Annotated in this window: 10 protein-coding genes; 4 read left to right on the top strand and 6 right to left on the bottom strand. The window is 66.3% G+C overall.

Translation table 11 applies throughout. From position 1 onward, the window contains the following. Position 1: 1 nt before the first annotated feature. A complete protein-coding gene (rlmN, locus tag ABC728_RS12450) occupies positions 2 to 1204 on the bottom strand; it encodes a 23S rRNA (adenine(2503)-C(2))-methyltransferase RlmN (protein ID WP_416618106.1) in 1203 nt (400 codons plus the stop codon). A gap of 319 nt (positions 1205 to 1523) precedes the next feature. Between rlmN and ABC728_RS12445 the strand changes: the two genes are divergently transcribed. Then, positions 1524 to 1787 carry a hypothetical protein gene (locus tag ABC728_RS12445; RefSeq protein ID WP_416618107.1) on the top strand — a complete coding sequence of 88 codons (264 nt, stop codon included), beginning with the start codon at positions 1524 to 1526 and terminating at the stop codon, positions 1785 to 1787. Between the two features lie 45 nt (positions 1788 to 1832). Continuing rightward, positions 1833 to 3293 carry a methyl-accepting chemotaxis protein gene (locus ABC728_RS12440; protein WP_416618108.1) on the top strand — a complete coding sequence of 487 codons (1461 nt, stop codon included), beginning with the start codon at positions 1833 to 1835 and terminating at the stop codon, positions 3291 to 3293. Between the two features lie 113 nt (positions 3294 to 3406). On the opposite strand, the gene thpR is transcribed toward ABC728_RS12440, so the two are convergent. From thpR to polA, 3 genes are all read right to left on the bottom strand, one after another. Beyond that, the gene (gene thpR, locus ABC728_RS12435; protein WP_445376554.1) at positions 3407 to 3958 is read right to left on the bottom strand and encodes an RNA 2',3'-cyclic phosphodiesterase; all 552 of its coding nucleotides are present in this window, start codon (positions 3956 to 3958) and stop codon (positions 3407 to 3409) included. A gap of 25 nt (positions 3959 to 3983) precedes the next feature. Continuing rightward, a complete protein-coding gene (locus ABC728_RS12430) occupies positions 3984 to 5027 on the bottom strand; it encodes an aldo/keto reductase (RefSeq protein WP_416618110.1) in 1044 nt (347 codons plus the stop codon). Positions 5028 to 5106: 79 nt separating this feature from the next. Continuing rightward, positions 5107 to 8037, bottom strand: a complete 2931-nt coding sequence (gene polA, locus ABC728_RS12425) for a DNA polymerase I (RefSeq protein ID WP_416618271.1) — start codon at positions 8035 to 8037, stop codon at positions 5107 to 5109. A 392-nt stretch (positions 8038 to 8429) separates the two neighbouring features. Here polA and ABC728_RS12420 point away from each other — a divergent pair, with 392 nt between their 5' ends. After that, complete coding sequence (locus ABC728_RS12420) at positions 8430 to 10616, top strand: putative bifunctional diguanylate cyclase/phosphodiesterase (RefSeq protein WP_445376553.1); 2187 nt, start codon at positions 8430 to 8432, stop codon at positions 10614 to 10616. Between the two features lie 104 nt (positions 10617 to 10720). Further along, the gene (secB, locus tag ABC728_RS12415) at positions 10721 to 11167 is read left to right on the top strand and encodes a protein-export chaperone SecB (protein ID WP_445376668.1); all 447 of its coding nucleotides are present in this window, start codon (positions 10721 to 10723) and stop codon (positions 11165 to 11167) included. A 42-nt stretch (positions 11168 to 11209) separates the two neighbouring features. On the opposite strand, the gene ABC728_RS12410 is transcribed toward secB, so the two are convergent. Next, positions 11210 to 12232: a 2-dehydropantoate 2-reductase gene (locus ABC728_RS12410; protein WP_416618113.1), complete on the bottom strand. Its 1023-nt coding sequence runs from the start codon at positions 12230 to 12232 to the stop codon at positions 11210 to 11212. 7 nt (positions 12233 to 12239) lie between these two features. After that, complete coding sequence (locus tag ABC728_RS12405; protein WP_416618114.1) at positions 12240 to 12794, bottom strand: Mpo1 family 2-hydroxy fatty acid dioxygenase; 555 nt, start codon at positions 12792 to 12794, stop codon at positions 12240 to 12242. Between the last annotated feature and the right edge of the window lie 2 nt (positions 12795 to 12796).

Below are 12796 nucleotides of genomic sequence, written 5' to 3'. Positions count from 1 at the left end.
CCTACAGTGCCAGGGCGGCTTCCTTCGCGGCGATCTGGGCCGCGTATTCGGCGGCCAGCAGCTTGTGCTGTTCCAGTTGCGCCATGCGCTGGGCGGCGCTGGGGCGCTGGCTTTCGCTTTTCAACTGACCGCAGGCCGCCAGGATGTCGTCGCCGCGCGGCCGGCGGATGGGGCTGGCATAGCCCGCCTCGTTCAGATAGTCGCTGAACCTTTCGATCTGGTCCCAGTCGCTGCGCTCGAACGGGGAGCCGGGCCAGGGATTGAAGGGGATCAGGTTGATCTTGGACGGGATGCCGCGGATCAGGCGTACAAGCTCGCGCGCGTCCGCCATGCTGTCATTGACGCCCTTCAGCATCACATATTCCCAGGTGCAGCGCCGGGCATTGTTCAGACCCGGATAGGTGCGCACCGCTTCCATCAGTTCCCGGATGGGGTATTTGCGGTTGATGGGCACGATGCGGTCGCGCAACTCGTCATTCACCGCATGCAGCGAAACGGCCAGATTGACACCGAGCTCGGCGCCGCAGCGCTTCATCAGGGGCACCACGCCGCTGGTCGACAAGGTGATGCGCCGCTTGGATATGGAGATACCCTCCCCATCCATGATGATCTTCAGCGCCTTGGCGACATTCTCGTAATTGTAGAGCGGTTCCCCCATGCCCATCATGACGATGTTGGACAGCATGCGGCCATCCACGGGGCTGGGCCATTCATCCAGATGGTCGCGGGCCAGCATGACCTGGCCCACGATCTCGTCCGCCGTCAGGTTGCGCACCAGACGCTGGGTGCCCGTATGGCAGAACCGGCAGGTCAGCGTGCAGCCGACCTGGGAGGAGACGCACAGCGTGCCGCGATCCTCCTCCGGGATATGCACGGCCTCCACCTCCTGCCCGTCATGCATGCGGCAGAGCCATTTGCGCGTCCCGTCGGTGGATTTCAGATCCTTCACGGGCATCGGCCGGTCGATCAGGAACCGTTCGGCCAGCTTTTCGCGCGCGGGCTTGGCCAGCGTGGACATGAGTGCGAAGTCCGTCACCCCGCGATGGTACAGCCAGTGCCAGACCTGACGGGCCCGGAACTTCTCGAATCCGGCGTCGGTCAGCGTGCTTTCCAGCTCCTCGCGGGAAAGGCCGATCAGATTGATGCGCCCGTCGGCCCGCGGGGCCGCGGGGGCGAAGCTGCTGCTGTGATTCTCAATGCCCATGACCGGGTTAAATGGCGCATGCGGCGGCCCCTGTCAAAGGCCTTGCCGCCAGGGGTGGCTTGCAGGGGCCGCAGGGGCGGGGATACGGAAGTTGCGGATGTGACAGGTATATGATTGCGTTAGTATGCATTCATGCCTCGAATAAAAATCTTCAGTCAATCATGGCAGCCTGCATGTACGGAGCGAAATATATACGTAAGGTCATCTGGATTATCGCGGTGGCATCACCATGTTAAATTGTCGCCCACTATCATAAGGCGAAGATTTTCAATAGTTTGGTGACTTCACTATGTTCAACCGATCCGGTTTTCTTGTCGGCTTGACGCTGTTGGTCACGTTGCTGGTCCCGATGCTGGTGGCCCTGTCACCCGTGCCGCAAGGGGGGCGCAGCTTCGCGGTCATCCTGCCGCCCTGGATGGCGCGTGATGCCCAGATCGCGACCCTGGCGGACACCGGCGTCCGGCTGCGCGAAGGCGGTGCTCCCGTCTGGATCGTCGATGTTCCCGACCAGGAAAGCGCGCGCCGGCTGGCCGCCCTGCCGGCCCTGCTATTGTCGGGAACCCTGGTCGGCTGCGGTTCCTGACATTCCCCGACCCTGTCCTGTCTGTCCCCGGTTAAGGCAATGCCCATGACACCCATCGATCGCATCCGCAGTATGGCACTGCTCGTCTTCATCGCCTTTCTCTGGCTTTGCGTGCCGCTGGCGCTGGTGGCGGCCATCCTGGATCAGGTGAATTGGGTGGCGTCGGTCCTGTCAGCCCTTCTGATCGCCGGATTGGGGACCACAGCCCATCTCCTGCGCATGCCGCGTCCGGGCGTGGAATATCTGTTCGCGGTGCTGGCAGTGGCCCAGGTTTCGGTGGTCGTGGCCGCCGCCGCCGGCCCGTGGCAGATCGACGCGCATTTCCTTTACTTCGCCGTGCTGGCCATGCTGACGGCCTTCTGCAACTGGCGCGTCATCCTGGTGGCGGCCGGCGTCACGGCTGTCCATCACCTGACCCTCAGCTTCCTGCTGCCGGCCCTGGTCTTTCCCGATGGCCAGGGCAGCCTGCTGCGTGTGCTGGTGCATGCGGCCGTGGTGATCATGGAGACCGCCGTGCTGCTGTGGCTGTCCTGGAACCTGGAGCGCGCCTTCGTCTTCAGCGAGCGCGCCCGCGCCACGGCGGAGGCGGCCGCGGTGGAAACCGAACGGCTGCGGGCGCAGCAGCAGGCGGCGGCCGAGACGCAGCGGGCCGAGCGCATGACCCTGCGCAAGGCGCTGGCCGACCGGTTCGTGGTCGATGTGGAAAGCATGACCCGCCGCCTGGACGGTGCCGTGCGGGGCCTGAAGGAGGAGGCGGACCTGCTGGGCCAGACCGTGTCCAGCACGGGTGATGTGACCAGCAGCGCCCGTATTGAGGCCGAGGAGGCGACCAGCCATGCCGCCAGCGTGGCCGCCGCCGTGGAGCAGATGGCTGCCAGCATCGCCGAGGTTTCCCGCGCCGCCAGCGGAGCCGCCGTCCAGGCCCGTGGCACGAATGTGGAGGTGGGGCGCGTGCGCGAGCGGGTGGCTGACCTGTCCGACACCGCGGCCCGTATCGGCAATATCGTGCAATTGATTGCCGACATTGCCGGTCAGACCAACCTGCTGGCCCTGAACGCCACGATCGAGGCGGCCCGCGCCGGTGATGCCGGCAAGGGCTTCGCTGTCGTGGCCAGCGAGGTCAAGTCCCTGGCCAGCCAGACGGGCCGCGCGACGGAGGAGATCAGCCGTCAGGTGGCGGAAATCCAGGCGGCAACGCGCCAGGCCGTGGAGGCCATTGCCGGGGTCGCCGAAGCGGTCACGGCGCTGGACACCGGCGCCGGTGAAATCTCCGACGCTGTGCAGCAGCAGGAGGCCACGGTCATGGAAATCAGCCGGTCGATCCAGACCGTATCCAGCCGCACGGCAACGCTGGGCGGGGCCGTTGCACGCATGGCCGACGTGGCCACGGAGATCGCCGGTGCCGTCGGCAAGACCCACGCCACGGCGGGAGACGCCGAACGCCTGTCCACAGAGATGCATGATCGGCTGGACAGCTTCATCAACGAATTGCGCGACGCGGCGTAATACTATTTCGCGGTGATCAGAACCTATTGGTTGTGATCACCGCCTTCAATTGCCGGCGCCAACATTCGTTGGCTTGGCGACGCCGCACGAGCGGCGGTATAAGGCCGGACCGGTCAGTCCGGCTGCCAGCCGCCCAGCGGGTACTCCTGCAGGATGTGGTAGCTGGGGCCGGACCGGCCCGGGACGCTTTCATAAAGGCAATAGCGGTCGACGGTGAAGGGGCCGGCCTGGAACAGGCCATTGGCCCCCATATAGGTGGCCAGCCGCGTTTCCGGTGTGTCGGAAAGGTAGGCCAGCGTCACATGCGGGCTGAATTTCCGCTCCTCCGCCGGCAATCCGGCCCGGACCAGGGCCAATTCCACCTTGTCACGCAGGTGATGCAGCGCGTCGGCGGGTGCCACGCCCGCCCATAGCGCATGCTGCCTGTGTCCCCGGCCGAAACAGCCCAGCCCCGACAGGGCCACCGGAAAGGCCGGGCCCGTGACATAGTCCAGCGCCTCGTCAACATCATGGGCGGTGCCCTCGTCCACCTCTCCCACGAAGCGCAGGGTCAGGTGGTAATTCTCCGGCGGGACCCAGCGCGCGCCGGGCAGGCCCGATGCCAGGGCCGACAGGCGTTCAACGACCATTTCCGGCATGGGAATGCCGATGAACAGGCGCAGCATTGCGGCAGTTCCCCCTTCTCGCGTCTCAAAGGCAGGGGTTGGGATTGGCGGCGTGTACCGCCTCCAGTGCCGTCAGCACCTCCGGCGGCAGGGTCATCGCGCCGCCGTCGATGGCGATCCGCAACTGGTCCAGGCTGGTGGCCCCGATGATGGTGCTGGTCACGAAGGGCCGGCTCACCACATAGGCGATGGCCATGGCCGCCGGGTCCAGCCCGTGGGCCCGGGCAATGGCCAGATAGTCGCGGGTTGCCGTGTCACCCCGCGCCGTATCGTAGCGGGAGCGGCGATTATCGATGGCGCGGCGGGTGCCGGCGGGGATGGCCCCGTCCAGGTACTTGCCCGTCAGCGTGCCGGCGGCCAGCGGGGAATAGGCCAGCAGCGACACATCCTCGCGCAGCGCCACCTCCGACAGGCCCATCTCGAAGCTGCGGTTCAGCAGGTTGTAGGGATTCTGGATCGATGCGATGCGGGGCAGGCCCAGGCGGTCCGCCGCAGCCACATAGCGCATGGTCCCCCAGGCCGTCTCGTTGGAGATGCCGACATGGCGGACCTTGCCCGCCTGGACCAGATCGGCGAAAACGGCCAGCGTCTCCTCGATCGGGACCTCGTCGGGGCCCGTGGCGGGGTTGGTGATGGTCCGGCCGAAACGGTCGGCATTACGGTCCGGCCAGTGAAGCTGGTAAAGGTCGATATGGTCGGTGCGCAGGCGGCGCAGGCTGGCTTCCACCGCCGCCTCGATATTGGCGCGGTCGGCCCTGGCCCCGCCACCGCGTACATAGGCAAAGCCGCCATCGGCATTGCCGATCACCTTGCTGGCCAGCAGCACGTCGTTCCGGCGGCCGGTCCGGGCGAACCAGTTGCCGATGATCTCCTCCGTCCTTCCATAGCCCTCTGGCGAGGGCGGTGCGGCATACATTTCCGCGGTGTCCCAGAAGAACAATCCATGGTCCAGGGCCATGTCCATCTGGGCGAAGCCCTCGGCCTCCGTGTTCTGCCGGCCCCAGGTCATGGTGCCCAGGCACAGGGCCGGAACGGAAAGGTCGGTGCGGCCGAGGCGGCGAAGCGTCATGGGACGTGTCCTTGTCAACAATAACGGATGAAACCACCGGCGAATATGGATCGGGCGGGCGCCTGAATCTTGAGGCGCCTCAATGCGCTTCGGCCCAGGAGGCACCGGTGCCGGCCTCCGCCACCAGGGGAATGCCGATATCAGCCGCCCCCTCCATGACCGCTCGCACCAGGGTCGACGTAGCCTCCACCTCCGCGTCCGGCACCTCGAACAGCAGTTCGTCATGGACCTGGAGCAGCATGCGGGCCTTCAGCCCGGCATCGGCCAGGGCGCCGGGCAGCCTGATCATGGCCCGCTTGATGATGTCGGCGGCCGTGCCCTGGATGGGCGCGTTGATGGCCTGGCGCTCGGCATAGGCCTTGCGCGCGCCCTTCTCCTGGATACCCGGTATCCAGCATTTGCGGCCCAGCAGCGTGCGCACGAAGCCGTGTTCCCGGGCCTCGGCCTTGGTCTTCTCCATATAGGCCTGCAATTCCGGGAACCGCTCGAAATAGGCCTTGATGAAGGCCCCGGCCTCCCCCGGTGCGATACCGAGCTGGCGTGACAGGCCGAAACTGGAGATGCCATAGATGATGCCGAAATTGATGGCCTTGGCCCGCCGGCGGATTTCGGACGTCATCTGGTCCAGCGGCACGTTGAACACCTGGCTGGCCGTCATGGCGTGGATGTCGATCCCGTCGCGGAAGGCCTGCTGCAGGGCCGGGATGCCCGCCATTTCCGCCACGATGCGCAATTCGATCTGGCTGTAGTCCACGGACATGATGCGGTGGCCGGGGGCAGCCACGAAGGCACGACGGATCTTGCGCCCCTCCTCCGTCCGGATGGGGATGTTCTGCAGGTTCGGGTCGGTGGAGGACAGGCGGCCCGTGGAGGTGGCGGCCAGCGCGAAGCTGGTATGGACGCGGCCCGTCACGGGGTTGATCTGTTCGCCCAGCGTGTCGGTATAGGTGGATTTCAGCTTCTGGAACTGCCGCCAGTCCAGCACCTTCTGCGCGATGGGAATGCCCAGGTCGGCCAGTTCCTCCAGCACGGAACTGTCGGTGGACCAGGCGCCGGTCTTGCTGCTTTTCTTGCTGCCCGACAGTTTCATCTCATCGAACAGGATCTCGCCCAACTGCTTGGGACTGCCCACATTGAACTCTCGCCCGGCCAGCTTCTGGATATCGGCCTCGAACTCCACCATCTTCTTGGCGAAATCACTGGAAAGTTCGCGCAGGACCTGCCGGTCGACCAGCACGCCCTCCATCTCCATGTCGGCCACGACCCGGATCAGCGGCCGGTCGATGGTCTCGTAGACCGTCACCATGCGGTCGGCCAGCACGTCGTGGCGCAGCACGTGCCACAGGCGCAGTGTGATGTCGGCATCCTCTGCGGCATAGGAAGTGGCCTTGTCCAGCGGCACGCGGTCGAAGGTGACGCGCGCCTTGCCCGTGCCTGTCACCTCGTCATAGGTGATGCAGGTGATGCCCAGGTGGCGCTGGGCCAGTTCATCCATGCCGTGCCCGTGCCGCCCGCCGCCGATGACGTAGGAACGCAGCATCGTATCGTCGATGGGATCGACCTTGATGCCGTTCTTGGCAAACATCTGCCAGTCGAACTTGATATTGTGGCCGACCTTCAGCACCCCCGGATGTTCCAGCAGGGGGCGCAGGATTTCCAGGGCGCGGGCCGCCTGTATCTGGCGCGGCGGCGGGGCGGCATCGCCGAAATCCAGCCCGCCGGCCCCATCCTTGGGCGTGGACGGATCGATATGGGCGACAGGGATGTAGCAGGCACGGCCGGGCCGGGTGGCCAGCGAGATCCCCACCAGGTTGGCCCGCATCGGCGTCAGCCCGTCCGTCTCCGTGTCCAGGGCCACGACGCCGGCTTCCAGCCCCTCCGCAACCCAGGCGGCCAGTGCCTCCTCCGTATCGACCAGGATATATTCCACGGTCGCGGGGCGGGGGATATGCGCATCCTCCCGCGCGTCCGGCGCGGCGGCGGGGGGGGCATAGGAACGGCCATCCAGGGCGGCACGCAGGTCGCGCAGGCCCTGTTCCCCGCCACCCGTACCGGCCGCGGCGCTGATGGCGGCGCCGTCGGCCAGCGTACCATCCTCGGCAATTTCCGCCTTCACCTTGGCGATGATGCTGCGGAAGCCCTGCACCCCCAGCCAGGACAGCAGCCGGTTCACGTCCGGCTCGCGCACCTTCAGCGCCTCCACGGGCACGGGCACGGGGGCGTTTTCCTCCAGTTGCACCAGGCGCTTGGAAATCCGGGCCATGTCGGCATTGTCGATCAGCTTCTGCCGCCGGCCCGCCTGCTTGATCTCCGCCGCCCGTTCCAGCAGCACTTCCAGCGATCCGTACTCGGTGATCAACTGGGCGGCCGTCTTCACGCCGATGCCGGGCACACCTGGCACATTGTCGACGCTGTCGCCGGCCAGCGCCTGCACATCCACGACCTTCTCGGGTGCCACGCCGAACTTCTCGAACACCTCGTCCGGTCCGATCAGCCGGTTCTTCATGGGGTCCAGCATGCGGATGCCGTCGCCCACCAGTTGCATCAGATCCTTGTCGGACGACACGATGGTGACGGGGCGGCCCAGCGCCCGGGCCTGGCGGGCATAGGTGGCGATCAGGTCGTCCGCCTCGTACCCTTCCAGCTCGATGCAGGGCAGGCTGAACGCCTCCACCGCCTCCCGGATCAGGGCGAACTGGGGCCGCAGATCCTCCGGCGGGTCGGGCCGGTGGGCCTTGTAGTCGGGATAGAACTCATTGCGGAAATTGATGCGCTTGCTGTCGAAGATGACAGCCACCGCCTCCGCCTTCAATTCCGCCAGCAGGCGCATCAGCATGTTGGTGAAGCCCATGACAGCGTTCACCGGCGTGCCGTCCGGCCGGCTCAGCGGCGGCAGCGCGTGATAGGCGCGGAAGATAAAGCCCGAACCATCGACCAGATAGAGCGGATTGCCGTCCGCCGGCGGCGGCGGCGCAACAGGGCTGGCGGCGGTCAGGATGTCGGTCGGCATGGGGCGGCCTGTCGTTCCGGCTGTGTTCTGGGGCTCGATCCGAACATGGCCCATCGGGCGGCCCCTTGTCGAGAGGCGCAGCGTCGAGAGGGGCAGCGTCGAGAGGGGCAGCGTCGAGAGGGGCAGCGTCAAGGGGGGCGGCGCCATCAGCCCCGCTTCCCGACCGCACTCCGTGTCGCCAGGCGGCAGGACAGGGTTGAAGCCGGCGTGGGAGGGATGAGCGCGTTTCACATAACCCTATGGATATGTGGGATTATTGGCGAGCTTAGTTCTTTGGCATTAGGGTCATCTTGTATGACGACTAAAGTAATAGGCTATAGGGCCTAGTTTCTTGGTTCGGTTTCGGCTCGCGATTTCAGCCGCCCGCCGACTTCGAAGAGGATGCTTCCACCGTGCACCTGTCTGATCACCAAAGGCACTATCTGGCCAGCATCGTCGAAAGCAGTGATGACGCCATCATCGGTGAGGATCTCGATGGCCGGATCACAAGCTGGAACCGGGCGGCCGAAAAACTGTTCGGCTATGGTGCGGCGGAAATGCTGGGCCAACCGGCGGCCCGACTGCTTCCGGCGGAAATGGCGCAGGACCGGGACATCCTTGACCGCATCTCCCGTGGCCAGCCCGTGGGATCGTTCGATACGATCCGGTTGCATCGCGATGGCCGCCCGCTGCATCTGTCCGTTGCCGCTTCTCCTATCCTGGATGGGGTGGGCAAGGTGATCGGTGCGTCCATGATCGCCCGCGACATCACGGCCCGCAGGCGGGTGGAGGAGCGGCTTGAACTGACGGCCAGTGTCTTCGACCATTGTTCGGAAGCGGTGGCGATCATCGATGCCGATGGCGTCTTCATCGAGGTGAACGGCGCTTTCGCCACCGTCACCGGCTATAGCCGGGAAGAGGTGCTGGGTCGCACGGCTTTTCTGTTCCAGTCGGGCCGGCAGGGGCCTGAGCTTTATCACCGCATGTTCCACGACCTGATCATGACCGGCTGCTGCAAGGGAGAGGTCTGGACGCGGCGCAAGGACGGGCAGTCCCTGGCCGGCCTGCTGACGGTCAGCCGGATCCGCGACGGCAAGGACAGGGTTGCCAGATATATCGCCATCTTCGCGGATGTCACGCCGCTGCGCCTGCAGCAGGAGCGGGTGCAGCGGCTGGCCCATTACGATCCGCTGACCAACCTGCCCAACCGGCTGCTGCTGTCCGACCGGTTGCGGCAGGCCGTTCTTCATGCGCGGCGGACGGGCCAGGAAGTGGTGGTCGCCTATCTGGACCTGGACGGATTCAAGGAGATCAACGACAGCCACGGCCATGCCGTGGGGGACGAGGCGCTGAACACCGTGTCACGTCGCATCCAGGGCACCATGCGGGCCACCGATACATTGGCCCGCATCGGTGGCGACGAGTTCGTGCTGGTGCTGGGTGGCATCGACGATCAGGAAAGCTATACCGCGATTCTGGACCGCGTGCTGGAGACCTGCCGCCGGCCCATCATGCTGGGTTCGGCCAGTCTTCAGGTTTCCGCCAGCATCGGCGTCACGGTCTATCCCACAAACTCGTCCGACGTGGATCAGCTTCTGCGGCATGCCGATCAGGCCATGTATGACGTCAAGCAATCGGGCCGCAACCGCATCCATTTCTTCGATGTCGGCCGTCAGCACCGGAACCGCCATCTGCATGCCCGGCTGAACAGCATCGAGCGGGCGTTCGGGAATGGGGAATTCGTGCTGTACTACCAGCCGCGCATCTGCCTGCGCGATGGTTCCGTCGCCGGTGCGGAGGCACTGATCCGCTGGCAGGACCCGCAGCGCGGGCTGGTCGGGCCGGGTGACTTCCTGCCCCTGATCCAGGACCATCCGCTGATTGAAAGGCTGGGGGCCTGGGTGATCGACAGCGCGCTGGATCAGGTCGCCGCCTGGAGCCGACAGGGCATGCCGACACCGGTCAGCATCAACGTGGCCCCCCGGCATTTCCTGGCCGGGGGCTTCCTGGACGATCTCCTGTCCCGGTTGCGGGCGCACCCGTTGGTGACGCCCGAGATGATCGAACTGGAATTGGTGGAAACCAGTGCGCTGGAGGATACAGCCCGCGTGGCCGCAGCCATGGAGCGCAGCCAGCAGGCCGGGCTGCGCTTCGCCATCGACGATTTCGGCACGGGCTATTCCTCGCTGACCTATCTGAAGACCCTGCCGGCCGAAATCCTGAAGATCGACCGCAGCTTCGTCCAGGGCATGATGGAGAATGAGCGGGATGAAAAGCTGGTGCGCGCCATTGTCGGCATGGCCGATGCCTTCGACCGCATGGTGGTGGCCGAGGGCGTGGAATGTGTCGAACAGGGAGTAGCTCTGGCTGCCATGGGGTGCTGGCACATACAGGGATTCGCCATCGCCCGGCCCATGCCGCCGGCCCGGTTCGAACGCTGGTCGGCGGCCTGGCTGGCAAGCCGGCAGGTGACCGACGGGGTCTTCGACCTGCCGGCGACGGTCGACCGGTGCCGCCGGCGCCTGGCACTGGACGACCTGCTGTCGCAGGAAGGCGCCGGCCATCGGGGGACGTTGCCGACAAGCACCGTTCCGTGCTAGGTCCCGCACCGGAGTTGATGTTCCCGAAACCGGAGTTCCCCATGACCGACGAGACCGTCGATAACGGCAACGAAGCCGCCGAAGCCGATAACGCGCGCCCTGTGATGCCGCTCGTCGTCAATATGCAGTATGTGAAGGACATGTCCTTCGAGAACCCGAATGCGCCGCGTATCCTGACCGGCGCCTCGGAACAGCCGAAGATCGACCTGCAGGTCGACCTGCAGGCCCAGGGGCTGGCCGACAACGTGGCGGAAGTGCAGATGCGCCTGCGCGCCGAGGCCACGATCGGCGAGGCCACGGCTTTCATCGCCGAACTGGTCTATGCCGGTGTCTTCACCCTGCCGCCGTTGCCGCCGGAACAGCAGCGCGCCGTGCTGCTGATCGAGGGGCCGCGCCTGCTGTTTCCCTTCGCCCGCCAGATCATCGCGGAGATCACCAGCCAGGGCGGCTTCCCGCCGCTGCTGCTGCAGCCGCTTGATTTCGTCGACCTGTACCGTCGTCAGGTGCTTGCCCAGCAGGCCCAGATGGGCGAGGCCCAGGGCACGGCCTGATCATCGGTCCCGTATCCGGCGGCAGGCCGGGTAGGGGAATCCCTATGCCCCGCCGCCCTGTGCCCCCACGGCATCGGGCGGCAGCCCGGGCGAGCCGGTTCCCGCCGCTTCCGCCTGCCGGACAAGGTCGCGGACACGCGCGTTGACCGGGGCGGACAGGCTGTGGCGGCCGGCAAGCGCCACAATGGCGCCCTGCAGGCGGTCGATCTCCGTCGGGCGACGGCGTTCCAGATCCTCCCACATGGAGGAGCGGGCCAGCGGATCGATGGACAGCATCCGCCGGGCCAGCAGCCGGAACAGCGGGTCCGGCAGGCGCAGCACATGGGGCAGCAGTCCCGGCCGCAGCGGACCCAGCCGGGCCGGGCGGATGCCGGCCGCGGCCAGTGCGCGCAGCGCCTCCCGCTGCTGTTCGGCCAGAAGCAGGCGCCAGGGGCGCAGCCCGAGCTGTTCGGCCAGCGGCAGGCCCGACAGGGCATTCAGCGCATTGTTCAGATTGATCAGCAGCTTGCCCCACAGCACGCTGTCCATGTCCGCGCTTTCGACCACGGGCAGGCCCGGCACGTCCAGTTCCGCACGCAATCCCGCATGCCCCGCGGCGACCATGACGGCGCCATCCGTGCCGCGATGGAAACGGCCATCGGCAAGCTGCACGATATTGAAGGGCACCATGCCGGCCACGACGCGGTCATGGCCCAGAGGTTCGGCCAGCAGGGCGGCATTGCCCACGCCGTTCTGAAGGCTGATCACGGTCGTATCCGACGGGGCATGATCGGCGATCAGCCGCCCCATGGCAGCCGTGTCGGCGCATTTCACCGTCACCAGGATCAGACCCGCGTCCCGCATGGCGGCGGCCGGATCGGTTTCCGGCCGCAGGCCGGGGCCGGCGGCAATGTGATGGTGCCGGCCTTCCAGGTCGCTGACATGCAGACCCCCGGCGGTGATCCTGTCCATCAGGGAGGGCCGGCCCAGCAAGGTGATCGGCCGGCCCGCATGGGCCAGACAGCCGCCGGCATAGGTGCCGACGCTGCCGGCCCCGGCGATCAGGATGCGGCGTCCGCCGACCATGACCGGTTCAGCCCTGCTGCATTTTCAGCCCCAGCGCGCCGGGGCCGCCGACGCCGTCGGCGACCAGCCGTTCAACCTCCGCCTCCACATCCTTGCGCAGGCCCAGCGCGAAATAGGCCTCCGCCACCAGGAACAGGGGGGCCACGAAAATCTGGAGCAGGTTGGCGGTCAATGCCGGCCTGTTGCCTTCGAACTTGTGTCCCAGCAACTGCACGGCCCAGCCACCGACAAAGGCCACGATGCCCACCGTGGCCGCCAGAACCGGGGGCTGCGTCGTCAGATGGTCGGCCAGCATCAGCACCGGAATGGCGATGGCCGTCAGCGTGCCGCCGATCATCGGGTCCAGATAGACATAATAAGCGGCCAGCACCGCCATCAGCAGCAGGGCCAGGCTGATGTTCGCGCCGCCCAGCGGCAGGGTGACATAGGACAGGCCCAGCATGACGGCGAACACGATGACCGGCACGCCGAAATAATGTGTCAGCCGGTTGTGCGGGTGCCGGTGATAGGCGGAATAGAAGGCCATGCTGCGGGCCAGCCTGCTGACATTCTGCGTGCTCATCC

It is taken from the genome of Niveispirillum fermenti, from assembly GCF_052474395.1.
This window is presented reverse-complemented; position numbering and strand designations above follow the sequence as displayed.